General features: G+C 67.7%; 13 protein-coding genes. 6 read left to right on the forward strand and 7 right to left on the reverse strand.

Annotated elements, in window-relative coordinates:
- Positions 1 to 105: 105 nt before the first annotated feature.
- The 3 genes from OYT95_RS11235 to OYT95_RS11245 are packed head-to-tail and all read right to left on the reverse strand — an operon-like array spanning position 106 to position 3611.
- Positions 106 to 1479, reverse strand: a complete 1374-nt coding sequence (locus OYT95_RS11235) for an SLC13 family permease (protein WP_268791481.1) — start codon at positions 1477 to 1479, stop codon at positions 106 to 108.
- Positions 1480 to 1507: 28 nt separating this feature from the next.
- Positions 1508 to 2377, reverse strand: coding sequence for a hydroxymethylglutaryl-CoA lyase (locus OYT95_RS11240; protein WP_268791482.1), 870 nt, complete (start codon positions 2375 to 2377; stop codon positions 1508 to 1510).
- 16 nt (positions 2378 to 2393) lie between these two features.
- Entirely contained in the window at positions 2394 to 3611 is a 1218-nt protein-coding gene (locus OYT95_RS11245; RefSeq protein WP_268791483.1) for a CaiB/BaiF CoA transferase family protein, read from the reverse strand.
- A 214-nt stretch (positions 3612 to 3825) separates the two neighbouring features.
- On the opposite strand from OYT95_RS11245, the gene OYT95_RS11250 reads away from it, so the two are divergent.
- The gene (locus OYT95_RS11250) at positions 3826 to 4368 is read left to right on the forward strand and encodes a gamma carbonic anhydrase family protein (protein WP_181910947.1); all 543 of its coding nucleotides are present in this window, start codon (positions 3826 to 3828) and stop codon (positions 4366 to 4368) included.
- A 5-nt stretch (positions 4369 to 4373) separates the two neighbouring features.
- Here the strand turns inward: OYT95_RS11250 and OYT95_RS11255 are convergent, their stop codons facing one another.
- A complete protein-coding gene (locus tag OYT95_RS11255; protein WP_037232712.1) occupies positions 4374 to 5021 on the reverse strand; it encodes an IclR family transcriptional regulator in 648 nt (215 codons plus the stop codon).
- Between the two features lie 217 nt (positions 5022 to 5238).
- Here OYT95_RS11255 and hppD point away from each other — a divergent pair, with 217 nt between their 5' ends.
- Positions 5239 to 6444, forward strand: a complete 1206-nt coding sequence (hppD, locus tag OYT95_RS11260; protein ID WP_268791484.1) for a 4-hydroxyphenylpyruvate dioxygenase — start codon at positions 5239 to 5241, stop codon at positions 6442 to 6444.
- 47 nt (positions 6445 to 6491) lie between these two features.
- Here hppD and OYT95_RS11265 read toward each other — a convergent pair whose 3' ends face one another.
- Entirely contained in the window at positions 6492 to 6950 is a 459-nt protein-coding gene (locus tag OYT95_RS11265) for a carboxymuconolactone decarboxylase family protein (RefSeq protein ID WP_112301098.1), read from the reverse strand.
- 49 nt (positions 6951 to 6999) lie between these two features.
- On the opposite strand from OYT95_RS11265, the gene pdxR reads away from it, so the two are divergent.
- From pdxR to OYT95_RS11280, 3 genes are all read left to right on the forward strand, one after another.
- Positions 7000 to 8409, forward strand: a complete 1410-nt coding sequence (gene pdxR, locus OYT95_RS11270; RefSeq protein ID WP_268791485.1) for a MocR-like pyridoxine biosynthesis transcription factor PdxR — start codon at positions 7000 to 7002, stop codon at positions 8407 to 8409.
- Between the two features lie 232 nt (positions 8410 to 8641).
- Entirely contained in the window at positions 8642 to 9169 is a 528-nt protein-coding gene (locus OYT95_RS11275) for an OsmC family protein (RefSeq protein WP_268791486.1), read from the forward strand.
- A 40-nt stretch (positions 9170 to 9209) separates the two neighbouring features.
- Entirely contained in the window at positions 9210 to 10511 is a 1302-nt protein-coding gene (locus OYT95_RS11280) for a bifunctional o-acetylhomoserine/o-acetylserine sulfhydrylase (RefSeq protein WP_268791487.1), read from the forward strand.
- Positions 10512 to 10555: 44 nt separating this feature from the next.
- Here OYT95_RS11280 and OYT95_RS11285 read toward each other — a convergent pair whose 3' ends face one another.
- Positions 10556 to 11734: a hydroxylase gene (locus OYT95_RS11285; RefSeq protein WP_128639811.1), complete on the reverse strand. Its 1179-nt coding sequence runs from the start codon at positions 11732 to 11734 to the stop codon at positions 10556 to 10558.
- 165 nt (positions 11735 to 11899) lie between these two features.
- On the opposite strand from OYT95_RS11285, the gene OYT95_RS11290 reads away from it, so the two are divergent.
- Positions 11900 to 13162 (forward strand): Nramp family divalent metal transporter, encoded by a 1263-nt coding sequence (locus OYT95_RS11290; protein WP_037240985.1) that lies wholly within the window; start codon positions 11900 to 11902, stop codon positions 13160 to 13162.
- Here OYT95_RS11290 and OYT95_RS11295 read toward each other — a convergent pair whose 3' ends face one another.
- A complete protein-coding gene (locus OYT95_RS11295) occupies positions 13163 to 15454 on the reverse strand; it encodes a serine/threonine-protein kinase (RefSeq protein WP_268791488.1) in 2292 nt (763 codons plus the stop codon).

The following is a 15454-nucleotide window of genomic DNA, read 5'->3' on the forward strand; positions in this document are numbered from 1 at the left end:
TCCATTACATGAAGCTTAAAGTACACAAAGTTCACCGTGCCCACCCTTGCACCGTGAGACGTGCCGGTCACCGTGGGAAACGGTGACCGGCACGACCGGGCCGGCCTACACGGACGTGGGCACGACGACCAGCGCCCAGACGAACATCGGGGCCGACAGCACGATCAGACCGCAGTAGGCGAGCATCTTGCGCTGGAAGCGGCCCTTGTCCTCGACCTGTGCGTTGGCGAGCACCATCACACCGTTCGTCGAGAACGGGCTGACGTCGACCACCGTCGCGGAGAATGCCAGGGCCGCGACGAATCCCACGGCGCCCACCTCTCCCATCGCGAGCATCGGCGCGGCGAGGGGCAACGCGATGCCGAGGGTACCGATCGACGATCCGAACGCGGAGATGATCGCGACCGCGTAGCAGAGGATCAACGCGGTCAGCAACGGCGATCCGAGAGCCGACGCCGCATCGCCGAGGAAGTCGAGCGTGCCGTTCTGTGTCATGACCGCCATGTAGGTGAGCATCCCGCACACGAGCACCACGGCAGGCCATGCCACGTTGTCGATGACCTTGGGGTGCGATTTGGGCGCCATCAGGAGCAGCACCGCACTGATGCAGATCGAGCTGACGCCGACGTCGATTCCGAACGCGACCGACCCGACGACGAGGAAGCCGATGCCGGCGAGCGTCGCGAACCGGTACCGGTTCATCTTCACCGGCTTCACGCCTTCGTGGATCAGCGCCTCCTCGATGACCTCGCGATCGGTGAGGGTCGCGGTGTTCCCGCCCGGGCCGTTGCCCGCAGTCACGCCGCCGGACGGCCCACGTGAGGATGAGGAGCCGCCGAATCCTCCGCCGTCGGACGTCTCCTCGACGGGACGCGGAGTGCGGCGACCGATCAGGTCGAGGCCGTAGATCAGGAACAGCACGATCGCGATGGCCAGGTTGAGGACGAACGGCAGAGCGAACAGGACCAGGGGATTCGCTCCGACGCCGGTCGAGTCCATCAGTCCGTTGATGAATGCGCCGTACAGATTGATGGGTGAGAACGCGCAGGCCAGGGCGCCGTGACTGATGACCATGCCCATCAGGAACGGGTTGATCTTGTTCTTGGCCGCGAGAGGCATCGCGATGGGGGCGAGCATCCCGACCGCGAGGACGGACCCGAGGGCCATCAGCAGTCCGGACAGCAGGAACATCATCCACAGGATCGCCCACCGCCTGCCGCGCACGAGTCGGAGGGAGGCCTCGATGACGAGGTCGATGGTCCCGTTCGCCTTGGCTATGGCGAACAGCAGCGTGATGCCGCCGACGATGATGAACGTGCTGCCGGGGAAGGCGTCGATGATGTCCTCGACCGGGATCCCGGACACCCAGCCGCCGATGACGAACGCTCCGGCGAACGCGAGGATGCCCATGTTGATCGGGGTGAGGGTCGCCACTGTGAAGATCGCGATCAGAGCGACGATGGAGATTGCGTAGACCATGGTCGGCCTTTCGGGGTGAGTTCGCAGATCACACTGCGGTGAGGGGCCGAGCTTGGGCCAGAGCGTGTTTCACGGTGTCGACGGCGAGGCCGAGGGCCTGCTGATCGATACCCGTGTCGATGTCGTGCGCGTGCAGGTGCGCGACCAGTTCCTCGGTGGCGAGGTTGCCGTGGGCGCCCGGCGCGAACGGGCAGCCACCGTACCCGCCGATGGCGCTGTCGAAGTGCGTGATCCCGAGTTGCCGGTGCGCGGCGATCACGGTGCCCAGGGCCTGACCGTGCGCATTGTGGAGGTGCAGGCTCAATTCGATGTCGGGCAGGGCGTCGCGTACCGCCCCGGCCGAAGCGAGCACCTGCTCGGTGGTGGCCGTCCCGAGCGTGTCGGCCAGCCCGAGCCGGCGCACACCCATCGCGGCCATCGCGCTCGCCACCCGCACCAGCGCGGAGGGGGCGATGATGCCCTCGAACGGGCAGACGAACGCGGTCGACACACCTCCGAGGAAACTCCGGTCGGGGTACTTCTGCAATGCCTCGGCAAGTCCGTGCAGCGCCTCGTCCGGGTTCCGGCCCGTGTTCGCCGTGCTGTGCCCGGCACTGGCCGACGTCACGACCTGGATCTCGTCGATACCGGTCGCGATCGCACGGTGCACTCCACGCGGGTTGAGTGCCAGAGCGCTGTACGTGACCGACGGGTCGGTGCGGGGCAGCCGGGCGATGACGTCGTCGGCGTCCGCCATCTGCGGCACACGCGTGGGCGAGACGAACGATGCCGCTTCGATGTGCTTCACACCGGCGGCGACGAGTGCGTCCGCGACGGCGATCTTGTGGTCGGTCGAGACGACCACATCCTCGTCCTGCAGTCCGTCTCGCAGCACGACATCCGTTATGGTGACTGACATTTCACTTTCCTCCGATTCAGATGACGTTGCGGGCGCGGTAGTCGTCGAGCTGATCACCCGACAGATTCAGCAATCCGCCGAGGATCTCGTCGGTGTGCTCACCCAGCTCGGGGCCGGCCCAGCGGATCTGCGTGGGTTCACCGTCGAGCTGCGGGACCACTCCGGGGAAGCGCACCTCTTCGGGCTCCCCGTCGACGGACACCTTCAGGCTCTGCAGCATGCCGCGGGCGTTGTAGTGCTCGTCGTCGGCGATCTGCACCGCGTCGTACACCTCGCCCACGGGCACACCGGCGGCGCCGAGTTCGGCGACGACGTCGCGGGGGCGACGCACAGACGTCCACGACGAGATGGCCTCGTCGAGTTCGGCTTCCCGACGGAATCGCTGATCCCCGTCGGCGAGTTCGGGATCGTCGGCCAGATCGTCACGCCCCACGGCCTGCATCAACCGGCCGAACACGCCACTCGAGTTGCCGGCGATCATGACGGATCCACCGTCGCACGGATAGACGCCGCTGGGTACCACGCCGGGCAGGTTGCCCGCGGTCCGTTCGCGGACCATGCCGTACGCGTCGTAGTCGGGGACGAGGGATTCCATCGCCATGAACACCGATTCGTACAGGGCCACGTCCGCGACGCGCGGGGTCGAGTGATCACCCTGCCTTGCCTTGGCCAGCAACATCATCAGGGCGCCGATCGCGCCGTGCAGTCCGGCGAGCGTGTCGGCGATGGGGGCGGCCGCCCGGACCGATTGACGGTCCGGATAGCCGGTGACGTGCCGCAGTCCGCCGAAGGCCTCGGCGACGCCGCCGAATCCGGTGCGCTCCCGGTACGGGCCCGTCTGCCCGTAGCCGGAGATCCGGACCAGCACGATGTCGGGGTTGGCGGCCGTCAGCTGGTCGGGCCCGATTCCCCACCGCTCGAGCGTTCCGGGACGGAAGTTCTCGATGACGACATCCGACTTCGCGGCGAGGTCGAGAATGATCGCGCGGCCCTCGTCGGTCCGGAGGTCGAGGGTGACGGACCGCTTGTTGCGCGCGATGGTGCGGAACATCATCGATGTCGCGCCACGGCGGCGACGCCAGCCCCGCAGTTCGTCGCCGACGCCCGGTCGCTCGATCTTGACCACCTCGGCGCCGAAGTCGGCGAAGATGCGGCTCGCCATGGGGGCTGCGATGAAGTTGCCGAGTTCCAGCACACGGATGCCGTGCAGTGGGCCGTTCTCTGGGACCTGCATGTGAGAGTTCTCCCTCGTCGATCTGAACTGGATGACGACTGGGTTCCTAACCTGCACATTCTCATTATTTGGCAGTTAGATTCCCGTCTGATAAGAATGACGGTAGTGGCAGCAGTCACAATTGGCAATGCCCGGAGTCCGCGCCACACGACAATGGACGACGGGACGCTGCGCAATGCAGCAGGAATTCACTGCTCGACAGGAGGAGAACACGGTGAGAGAACCACACGTCGTTGCGATCGATGGACGGTCGCCGCGCGCGGAGAAGAGCACCTGGGTCGCGCCGACGGCCGCGGTGATCGGCGCCGCGACTCTCGGCGCGGAGACCAGCGTCTGGTACGGCGCGGTGCTGCGTGCCGATTGCGATTCCATCACCCTCGGCGAGGGCAGCAACATCCAGGACGGGGTGGCCGTTCACGTCGACCCGGGATTCCCCGTCGTCGTGGGCAGGGACGTCAGTGTGGGGCACAACGCCGTCCTGCACGGCTGCACCGTGGGCGACGGCGCCCTCGTGGGCATGGGGGCCACCGTCCTCAACGGTGCGGTGATCGGCGAGCAGTCGCTGGTCGCGGCGGGCGCGCTGGTCCTCGAGGGCACGCGAATTCCGCCGCGCTCACTCGTCGCAGGCGTGCCCGCGAAGGTGCGTCGCGAACTGACCGACGACGAGGTGGCCCACAACGCCGCCAACGCCGCGGTCTACCGTCAACTGGCGCAGCAACATCGGTCGGCGGACGTCACCACGTTCGACATCGCCTGAGCGACTCAGTCGCCCGGAACGGATTTCTCGATCTGCCGCGCGGCAGCGACGACTGCGCGGCCCATCGACGCACCCAGGTTCTTCCCCATCCGCCCCTCGGGACCCGACACGCACACGGCGGCCACGATCTCGCCGTGCCGGCGGACCGGCGCACTGATGGACGCGGACCCCGGTGTCCGTTCCGAAACCGACACCCACCAACCTGATTTCACGGCTTCGGGGTCGGCCTCCCAGTCTCCGGACAACACGTGGCCGCTCGACCCCTGCGGTAGCGGGACCAACGTTCCGACGGGCAGTGCCACCCGCAGTTCGTGCTGGGAATCGACGCTCGCGGCGCAGAGACGGGATTCGCCTCGGCGAACCCACAACTGCGCGGATTCCCCTGTCTTTTCACTCAATTCGCGTAGCGCTGGAATCGCGAGGTCGCTCAACGCCGTGGTGACGAATCGCTGACCCAGATAGAAACGGCCTTCCTGATCCTTGCGCAGGAGGCCGTGCTTGACCATGTCGGTTGCCAGCCGGTACGTGGTCGAGAGGGACAGGTCGAGTTCACGGGCGAGGTCGCTCGCGCCCATCGGGCTCGACTCGACGACATCGAGGATCGCCACCGCGCGGGCGAGCACTCCGACGCCGATCTCACTCCGCGCAACCATCGCAGTCCATTTCTATTGCCCCATTGAAGTATTCAGATTGTATAGGAAAGCCGGTGCGTGCCCGCCCGCATCCGTCGATGCGGCTAGTTGTCCGGGTGTCGGTTGACGACCGGATCGGGGCCCGGTTACCTCTGTGTCAGGCATTCGCCACTCCCCCGGTGCACAGTCGCACTCCCATTCCCGGTATCCGAAAACCGTTGCAAGGAAAGGCACCATCATGACGATCGAGCAGACTCTCACCGACAAGGAACGCCTGGCAGGTCTCGACCTCGGCCAGCTCGAGCAGCTGGTCGGGCTGGTCGAATACGACGGCACCCGCGACCCGTTCCCGGTCAGCGGCTGGGACGCCGTCGTCTGGGTGGTCGGCAACGCCACCCAGACCGCCCACTACTTCCAGTCCGCGTTCGGGATGACCCTCGTCGCCTACTCCGGACCCACCACCGGCAACCGCGACCACCACAGCTTCGTCCTCGAATCCGGGGCCGTCCGCTTCGTCATCAAGGGCGCCGTCGACCCGGCCAGCCCGCTGATCGAGCACCACCGCACCCACGGCGACGGCGTCGTCGACATCGCCCTCGCCGTCCCCGACGTCGACAAGTGCATCGCCCACGCCCGCGCCCAGGGCGCCACCGTCCTCGACGAACCGCACGAGGTGACCGACGAGCACGGCACCGTCCGCCTCGCCGCGATCGCCACCTACGGCGACACCCGCCACACCCTCGTCGACCGCACCAACTACACCGGCCCCTACCTGCCCGGCTACACCGCCCGCACCTCCGGCCACACCAAACGCGACGGGGCACCCAAGCGCCTGTTCCAGGCCCTCGACCACGTCGTCGGCAACGTCGAACTCGGCAAGATGGACCACTGGGTCGACTTCTACAACCGGGTCATGGGCTTTACGAACATGGCCGAGTTCGTCGGCGAGGACATCGCCACCGACTACTCCGCGCTGATGAGCAAGGTCGTCTCCAACGGCAACCACCGGGTCAAGTTCCCCCTCAACGAACCCGCCCTCGCCAAGAAGCGGTCGCAGATCGACGAATACCTCGACTTCTACCAGGGCCCCGGCGCCCAGCACCTGGCCCTGGCCACCAACGACATCCTCACCGCCGTCGACCAGCTCACCGCCGAGGGCGTCGAATTCCTGGCCACCCCCGACTCCTACTACGAGGACCCCGAACTGCGGGCCCGGATCGGCAACGTCCGCGCCCCCATCGCCGAACTGCAGAAACGCGGCATCCTCGTCGACCGCGACGAGGACGGCTACCTGCTGCAGATCTTCACCAAACCCCTCGTCGACCGCCCCACCGTGTTCTTCGAACTCATCGAACGCCACGGCTCCCTCGGCTTCGGCATCGGCAACTTCAAAGCCCTCTTCGAAGCCATCGAACGCGAACAGGCCGCCCGCGGAAACTTCTGAGCGGGCGGCAGTGCAGCGGGCGCGATGTGGCAGGTCGGTACCCGGGATCAGCGCACCCGCGGGGTCTTCCGCGTGCTCACGGCGATGCGATTCCACGCGTTGATCGTGAGCACCAGCGAGATGAGCTGCGCCAGTTCCGTCTCCTCGAAGTGCTCCTCCGCCTCCTCGTACACCGAGTCGGGGACGAAGCCGTCGGTCAGCACGGTGATCGCCTCGGCGAGCGCGAACGCCGCACGCTCCTTGTCGGTGTACAGCCCGTGCGCCTCCTCCCACGCGCCCAGCAGGTACAGCTTCTGTTCGCTGATGCCGATCGTGCGGGCATCGGCGGTGTGCATGTCGATGCACCAGGCACAGTGGTTGATCTGGGAGCAACGGGTGAGCACGAGTTCGACCAGCTCCGGGTCGAGGCCCTGCCGTGCCGCGGCGTCGAGGGCGATCATCGCCTTGTAGACGGCGGGGGCCTTGCGTGCGAGATCGACTCGGGTCTTGCGCTCTGTTGTGGTCATACGAGAACCGTAGGCGCGAAGTAGCCCATCTGCATGGTTCAATTCATACATGGAAACGTGGGCCAATTCAGGTCTGGGCCGTGACCTCCACCTCGACCTGACCGCGTCCGGCGGCGGACAGGCACCGAGGGTGCGCGCGAACCTGGTTTCCGCGCTGCGCGAGTCGATTCGATCGGGCCGGCTCGTCGCAGGCACCACCCTCCCGCCGTCCCGCACGCTGGCCCTCGACCTCGGTATCGCCCGCAACACCGTCGCCGAGGCGTACTCCGAACTGGTGGCCGAGGGCTGGCTCACCGCCCGGCAGGGATCGGGGACCCGGGTCGCCGAGCGGGCAGGCGAGCCCGCCCGGCGTCCGCGCACCCGCTCCGCGGCCGCACCCCGACCGGCGTTGAGCCTGATGCCCGGTTCGCCCGATGTCGGGGAATTTCCGCGTGCCGCCTGGATGGCGTCGGCCCGCCGGGCGCTCACCGCGGCACCCAACGACGCCTTCGGACCGGGTGATCCGCGGGGACGCCCCGAACTCCGACACGCCCTCGCCGAATACCTCTCTCGCGCACGTGGAGTGCGCACCGATCCCGACCACATCGTGGTGAGTGCGAGCTCGGGGCACGGACTGTGGTTGCTCGCCCGCGCCGGGAAGGGGCCGATCGCCGTCGAGGGCTACGGGCTGCATCTGCATCGCGAACTTCTCGGCGACGCCGGGGTCTCCACCGTCCCCCTGTACCTCGACAACCGCGGAGCGCAGCCCCCGGATACGACAGTCAGGCCGCTGTCGGCGGCGCTATTGACCCCGGCTCATCAGTTCCCCACCGGCGGGCCGCTCCATCCCAGCAGGAGAACGGCTTTCGTGGAATGGGCACGCGCGACGGGGGCGACCGTGATCGAGGACGATTACGACGGGGAGTTCCGGTACGATCGCCAACCCGTCGGCGCCCTGCAGGGTCTGGCCCCGGACGAGGTGGCGTATCTGGGCACGGTGAGCAAGACCCTCTCCCCCGCGATCCGCGTGGGATGGATGGTGCTGCCGGAACGCCTGATCGACGGTGTCCTGGCAGTCAAGGGCGGATACGAGAGATGGGTCAGCGCGACGGACCAGCTCACCCTGGCAGACTTCATCGAGCGGGGCTCATTCGACCGGCACGTCCGCAGGATGCGCACCCTCTACCGCCGCCGCCGCGACACCCTCGTCGACACCCTCGCCGCCCGCGCACCACACGTGCACGTCACCGGCATCGCGGCCGGTTTGCACGCCGTGCTCGAACTTCCCGACGGGACCGAGGCGGCCACCGTCGACCGCGCCGCGGCACTCGGTCTCGCAGTGGCGGGTCTGCGCACGTTCCGTCATCCGGGCGCTCCCGCCGACCGGCCCGACGGACTCGTCGTCGGCTACAGCACACCGTCGTCCGCGCGTTTCCCGGCCACGCTCGACGCCCTGTGCCGAGCGCTGCCCACTCCGTGAGCGGAATTTCCTATGGGACTGGTCGGAATGCGTGTCGTGCGGTTACAGTCTGATCCGTGACCGAATCCGGCGTGATCGACTCAGGTGAGCTGCTGACGCGGCGTCGCCATGTCGATTTCGCACTGGTGTGTACCTCGAGGTGTCCGATCTCCTGATCGGACCCGTCCCGGCGTGACGTTCTCCACGCCGGGTTCTTCCCGCACACCCTCGTTTTCGAAGGATTCGCACTGTCATGACCACTGCATCCGTGTCGCACCTCACGTCCGTCATCGGCGCCACCCGCGACGCCGTTTCCCAGGATTCCGCGAACGCTCACGTCGTCTTCCGTGCCTCCGCGCAGGCGCACGACGCCGTCGCGAGCACCGTCACGCTCGGCAAGTACAGCGTCGAGGTGGACGAGCCGCCGGCGCTCGGCGGCGACAACTCGGCCGCCAATCCCGTGGAGTACTACCTCGCCTCACTGCTCTCCTGCCAGGTGGTCACGTACCGCTTCTGGGCCGAGAAGCTCGGTGTCCGCGTCGACGACATCTCGGCGAGCGCCGAGGGCGACCTCGACGTGCGCGGGTTCTTCGGCTTCGACGACGCCGTCCGTGCCGGGTTCGGTGAAGTGCGCGTCGTCGTGACGCTGACCGGCCCGGAACCGCGGGAGCGCTACCTCGAACTGCAGGAAGCAGTGGATGCGCACTGCCCCGTCCTCGACCTGACCCGCAATCAGACCCCGGTCCACACCGTGGTCGAAACACGCACCGGCGAAAACTGATTCACCACATCCACCTCACCGAATCTGGAGCACACCACTCGTGACCGAGAACATCGATCCCACCGTCAACTGGTCGTTCGAGACCAAGCAGATCCACGCCGGGCAGACGTCCGACGCAACCACCAAGGCGCGGGCGCTGCCGATCTACCAGACCACCTCGTACACGTTCGACAGCACCGATCACGCTGCCGCGCTGTTCGGTCTGGCCGAGCCGGGCAACATCTACACCCGCATCATGAACCCCACACAGGACGCGGTCGAGCAGCGCATCGCCGCACTCGAAGGCGGCGTCGCCGCGCTGCTGCTGTCGTCCGGGCAGGCGGCGGAAACCTTTGCGGTGCTGAACCTCGCGGAGGCGGGCGACCACATCGTCTCCAGCCCGTACCTGTACGGCGGCACCTACAACCTTTTCCACTACACGCTGCCCAAGCTCGGCATCGAGGTCTCGTTCGTCGAGGACCCCGACGACCTCGAGCAGTGGCGCAGCGCCGTCCGCCCGAACACGAAGGCGTTCTACGGTGAGACGATCGCCAACCCGAAGAATCACATCCTGGACATCCCCGGAATCTCGAAGGTCGGCCACGACAACGGGATCCCGCTGATCGTCGACAACACGGTGGCCACACCGTACCTGCTGCAACCGTTGAAGCACGGCGCGGACATCGTGGTGCACTCGGCCACCAAGTACCTCGGCGGTCACGGCACGGCAATCGCCGGGGTCATCGTCGACGGCGGCACGTTCGACTGGACCCAGGGGCGCCACAGCAATTTCACCACCCCGGACCCGAGCTACCACGGTGTCGTCTTCGCGGACCTCGGTGCTCCGGCCTACGCGCTGAAGGCGCGCGTGCAGTTGCTGCGCGACCTCGGTTCCGCGGTCGCCCCGTTCAACGCGTTCCTCATCGCGCAGGGCATCGAGACCCTCAGCCTGCGCGTGGAGCGGCACGTCGCCAACGCACAGAAGGTGGCCGAGTTCCTCGAGGCGCGCCCGGAGGTGACGTCCGTGGCGTACGCGGGTCTGCCGTCCTCGCAGTGGCACGGGCGCGCACAGCAGCTCACCCCGAAGGGTCCGGGTGCGATCGTGACGTTCGAACTGGCCGGCGGTGTCGATGCCGGTAAGAAGTTCGTCAACGCGCTCACCCTGCACAGCCACGTCGCGAACATCGGCGACGTGCGCTCGCTGGTGATCCACCCGGCGTCGACGACGCACTCGCAGCTCACCCCGGAGGAGCAGCTCGCCGCCGGTGTGACTCCCGGACTGGTCCGGCTCGCCGTCGGCATCGAGGGTATCGACGACATCCTCGCCGACCTCGAGACCGGATTCGCTGCAGCCGCACTCTGATCCGATGCTGGGAGGCCGGGGCGCGCCTCGGCCTCCCGGCGCTTTCAGATCATGGCGCGCATCATCCCCTGCGGTTCACCGCCGAGTTGGGTGAGCGCGCTCGCATGATTGGTCGGTCCGGGCACGTGGACCGCGTGGGCCAGACCGGCGTGCGCGTCCCGCCAGAAGCGCTGCATCGGAGTCTTGTAGTGCAACGCGCCGCCGCCGGCGCGCGCGAAGATCTCGTCCACGGCACGCACCGCGCGCCAGGCCGCGGCGATCTGGGTGCGGCGTCCGATCGCACGCTCCTCGAACGTGATCTCCTTGCCCGCGTCGACCTTGTCGTAGAACCGGTCTGCGGTCTCGATGAGGGAGACCCGCGACGCATTGATCTCGGCGGCGGACTCCCCGATCGCGCTGAGCACGTAGGGATCCTCCTTGATCTTCTGCCCCGTGATGGCGACGCGGTCCTTCTGCACCGCGATGTGACAGGCCAGCGCGCCCTCGGTGATGCCGATGACGGCGGCGGTGATGCCGAGCGGGAACATGCACGAATACGGCATGTTGAACAACGGTTCCGGCCTGCACGCCTCTTTCTGTGCACGCCCGTCCATCACCTTCGCCGCGTTCAACGTCCGGTAGCCCGGGACGAAGGCACCGTCGACGATCAGATCCTTGCTTCCCGTTCCCCGCAGTCCGATGACGTCCCACGTGTCCTCGACGATCTCATAGTCGGTGCGCGGCAGAATCACGTGCAGAGACGAGGGCGGCATCGCGATGCCACCCTCGCCGTCACCGACCATCGCACCGAGGAAGGCCCACTGACAGTGGTCGGTTCCGGACGAGAACGACCACCGCCCCTTCAGGACGTACCCGCCGTCGACCGGGGTCGCGACACCCATGGGCGCATACGGGGACGCCATCCACGTGTCGTTGTCCTCGCCCCAGATCTCCTCCTGCACCTGTGGGTCGGCGAACGCCAGTTCCCACGGGTGCACGCCGACGATCCCGGTGACCCATCCGCTCGCACCGTCGAGTGCGGCGACTCCCATGACGGTCTCGGCGAACTCGCGGGGGTGGACCTCGTAGCCGCCGTAGAGCTTGGGCTGCAGCAATCGGATCGCCCCGGAGTCGCGCAGGAGGCCTGCGGCGGTGTCGGTGAGCCGGCAGTCCGCCTCCGACCGGACGGCCTGCCCGCGAATCTCCTCGGCGACGCCTTCGATTCTGTCGAGAACCTGACCCATCGGGACTCCCTTCCTCCGCGAGTAGAACACGTTCTAGTCAATATAGCGCCGAGGTGGCAATTCCGAGCCGATCCGCACCTCACGCTTGAAAGTTCGCCATACCTAAATCTATAGTGCGGAGATACGAATCAGCAGGTAGATCGACAGACCACGACCAGGAGCTCCGTGAGCATCGAGGCACCCCGCCCTCTCCTCCCGCGCCGCACACCCCGCAAGGGCAGCCTTCGAACGGTCGCGCTCCTCGGGCCCGCTTTCGTGGCGGCCATCGCGTACGTCGACCCCGGAAACGTGGCCGCCAACCTCACCGCGGGCGCGAAGTACGGGTACCTGCTCGTCTGGGTCCTTGTGCTCGCCAATGCCATGGCCGTGCTGGTGCAGTACCTGTCCGCGAAACTCGGGCTGGTCACCGGCAAATCACTGCCCGAGATGCTGGGGACCCGCCTGCGGACCGGGAACCGCCGCGCGTTCTGGCTGCAGGCGGAGGCGATGGCGATCGCCACCGACCTCGCCGAGGTGATCGGCGGCGCGATCGCACTCAATCTCCTGTTCGGCGTTCCACTCTTCGTCGGAGGCCTGATCACGGGCGTCGTGTCGATGGGCATCCTGTCGATCCAGAGCCGCCGCGGTCAGCGGACGTTCGAGTTCGTCGTGATGGGACTCCTGACGATCATCACCGTCGGGTTCCTCACCGGACTCGCGTTCACCGACGTGTCGGGCACGGACGCGCTCGCCGGACTCGTGCCGCGTTTCGAGGGCACCGAGACGGTGCTGCTCGCCGCGAGCATGCTCGGCGCCACCGTGATGCCGCACGCGATCTACCTGCACTCCGCCCTCGCCCGCGACCGGCACGGGAACGACCTGGAAGGACCCCGCCTCGCGCGACTGCTACGGGTGACGAAGTGGGACGTGGTCGGTGCGCTGATCGTGGCGGGCGCGGTGAACATCGGCATGTTGCTGCTCGCCGCCTCGGCCCTGCGCGGCATCCCCGGCACCGATTCGATCGACGGGGCGCACGCCGCCATCCAGAGTTCGCTCGGCCCCACCGTCGCCGTCATCTTCGCCGTCGGACTGCTGGCTTCCGGCCTGGCGTCCACGTCGATCGGCTGCGCCGCCGGCTCCGAGATCATGTACGGCCTGCTGTCGATGCGCATCCCGCTGCTGCTGCGCCGGGTGGTCACCCTGATCCCGGCGCTGGTCGTGCTGGCGGTCGGGGTGGATCCCACGTTCGCGCTCGTCCTCAGTCAGGTGGTTCTCAGCCTGTGCATCCCGTTCGCGGTGATCCCACTCGTGCGGATGACGTCGAGTCGCGACCTGATGGGCGTCCACCGCAACGCGACGGCCACCACGGTCGCCGCCTGGGTGGCGGCGTCGCTGATCGTCGTGCTCAACGTGTCGCTGCTGTGGCTGACGTTCACGGGGTCGGCCTGATCACTCGTGCCGCGGCGCACCGGACACGACGCGGTGCAGCGCCTGCAGGTCCTCGGACAGCATCCGGAACATCCAGTAGGCCCCGACGAACGCGACGACACTGCCGACGCACAGGACGCGGAGCGCGACGATCACCCGGGGCAGGTCTTCCGGGGGAATGAACGTGGCCCCCGCGATCCCGAGCAGTGGCACGGCGGCCGCCGCGGCGAGGAAGAGCGTGCTGCGCCGCCCGAGCCGTCGCAGCATCCGGGCGTCCGAGGCACTGATCTCGCCGTGCCGCAGAAACACCGGGTAGAGGCAGCGGACGGCGTAGAAGTTCACGAAGAAGAACGGGTAGACCACCGCGATCGCTCCGCACACGAGCTGTGATGCAGCGAAGTGGACGACCGTGTTCCACGGAACCTCACTGCCGCTCACCTCCAGCGTGATCGGCACGACGAGGCCGCTGACCACCCAGAGACCGAGGCAGAGCAGCGCACACCGCTGGCCGAGCAGCAGGGTGTCCCGGCGCGCCCGGGCGAGCTGGGCGCCGGTGTAGACCCGCCCTCGGCGCAGCCCGCCGGCCACCATCGTCAGGTAGAGCACCATCGACAGCGTGCCCACGGCTCCGATGAGGAACGCGACCGTGTAGTCGATCCGGGTGATCCGCTCGAAGTTCTCCTGCGCGGCGGGCGGCAGCTTGCTGATGATCAGGGTGCTGTTGTGCTGGTAGCTGTAGAGGATCGCCAGCAGATTGGGAACTGCGATGGCCAGGAACATGATCGGGTGCGTCCACCGCCGCATCCGCAGCCGCCAGCTTCCCGGCGGCGGATCGACCAGATCGCGGGCGTGCGCGTCGAGGCAGACGTCGAGTTGCTGGGCGAGTTCGGCACCGGAGGAGAACCGATCCTTCGGTGCCGGCGCCAGCGATGTGAGCAGCACTCGCCGCAGCGCGTTCGGGCAGTCGGCGGGCAGCGCGGCGGCGGCCGGTTCGTCCGGTCCGCGCCGCCGCGCGAGCATCGCGTCGAGAGTGGTGCGGTCGCCGGGCGGGTGGGAGTGCAGTTCGGCGTCGCTGTCGTCGAAAGGTCTTCTGCCGGTCAGCAACTCCCACAGGACGACGGCGAGCGAATACAGATCGCTGCGGGTGTCGAGATCGCCGGGTGCGCCCGGCCGGTCCGGGTGGATCGCCTCGAGCTGTTCCGGCGACATGTAGGCCAGCGAGCCGCCGAAGTACGCCACCGGGCTGGCACCCGCGATGTTCCCGCTGAAACTGATGTTGAAGTCGGCGAGCTTCGGGACGCCCTCGGCCGTCAGCAGCACGTTCGCCGGTTTGACGTCGCGGTGGAGCACGCCGTGCCTGCCGGCGTAATCGAGCGCCTGCGCCAGCCGGCGGCCGAGCCAGGCCACCGTCTCGGGCCAGGTCAGCGTCGCGATCTCCTGACGAACGGCGGATTCGCTGGGCCGGATCTCGCCCCTGCCCACCAGGGCCCGGTCGATCGCATCCAGCAGCACGGCGCCGCTGCGCGAGTCCGGCGGCGTCTCACGTACCCGGCCGACCACGTCGAGCAGGGTTCCCCCCGGAACGTACTGCATGTACAGCAGTCGCAGGTCGCGGCCCGCGAGGAGTCGTTGATCGAAGACCCGGACGATGTAGTCGTGGTCGAACTGGGCCAGGGTCTGCGGCTCGGTGCCGCGGTCCTGTGAGATCTTCACCGCGACCAGTCTCTGCAGCGACCGCTGCCGGGCGAGGAACACCCGCGCGAACGCGCCCCGGCCGAGACCGGTCATGAGGTCGAAGTCGTCGATCCGCTGGCCCACCTCGAGATCGTCGAGGGTGGCTACGCTCCCCGCATAGACGGTCGGGGTCTTCTCGCCGTGGTGGAGCGAGGTGCTCTGGTACTCGCCGGTGCCGAGTAGTTCGTCGAGCTGACCGGCCTGGCCCGGAAAGTTCTGGGTGTATTCGCTCGCCTCGACCGATTCCCCGCTGCGCCGCCGGATGTGGAATTCCTCGTACAGCAGGTCCGGCGGCAACGGCCACCGCCGCAGTTCGGGCAGCTCCTCACAGTATTGGGCGAGCCGCTTCGGGTGGTCGCCGCGCAGCCAGCGGTTCTCCAGGTCGACCTTGACCAGTTCGACGAGCGTGACGCGGCGGAGCGCGGGTGAGGTGGGCAGATACGCGACCAGATCGGGCGCGGACGACGAGGACTCCCAGGCACTGGCGAAGCGCGCGACGGCGTCGCCGACCGCCGTGTCCGACACCCAGGCCTGCTCGGAAGCGGCCGGTGAACCTCGCCGGGAGGGCATGAAAGCCAT

The sequence above is a fragment of the Rhodococcus sp. JS3073 genome (assembly GCF_026810085.1).
GTDB classification, from domain to species: Bacteria; Actinomycetota; Actinomycetes; order Mycobacteriales; family Mycobacteriaceae; genus Rhodococcus_F; species Rhodococcus_F wratislaviensis.

Excerpts from the sequence above, each read along its gene's own strand:
- OYT95_RS11235 (WP_268791481.1), bottom strand. The coding sequence starts at position 1,479 with ATGGTCTACGCAATCTCCATCGTCGCTCTGATCGCGATCTTCACAGTG.
- OYT95_RS11240 (WP_268791482.1), bottom strand. The coding sequence starts at position 2,377 with ATGTCAGTCACCATAACGGATGTCGTGCTGCGAGACGGACTGCAGGAC.
- OYT95_RS11245 (WP_268791483.1), bottom strand. The coding sequence starts at position 3,611 with ATGCAGGTCCCAGAGAACGGCCCACTGCACGGCATCCGTGTGCTGGAA.
- OYT95_RS11255 (WP_037232712.1), bottom strand. The coding sequence starts at position 5,021 with ATGGTTGCGCGGAGTGAGATCGGCGTCGGAGTGCTCGCCCGCGCGGTG.
- hppD (WP_268791484.1), top strand. The coding sequence starts at position 5,239 with ATGACGATCGAGCAGACTCTCACCGACAAGGAACGCCTGGCAGGTCTC.
- OYT95_RS11265 (WP_112301098.1), bottom strand. The coding sequence starts at position 6,950 with ATGACCACAACAGAGCGCAAGACCCGAGTCGATCTCGCACGCAAGGCC.
- pdxR (WP_268791485.1), top strand. The coding sequence starts at position 7,000 with ATGGAAACGTGGGCCAATTCAGGTCTGGGCCGTGACCTCCACCTCGAC.
- OYT95_RS11275 (WP_268791486.1), top strand. The coding sequence starts at position 8,642 with ATGACCACTGCATCCGTGTCGCACCTCACGTCCGTCATCGGCGCCACC.
- OYT95_RS11285 (WP_128639811.1), bottom strand. The coding sequence starts at position 11,734 with ATGGGTCAGGTTCTCGACAGAATCGAAGGCGTCGCCGAGGAGATTCGC.
- OYT95_RS11295 (WP_268791488.1), bottom strand. The coding sequence starts at position 15,454 with ATGGCTTTCATGCCCTCCCGGCGAGGTTCACCGGCCGCTTCCGAGCAG.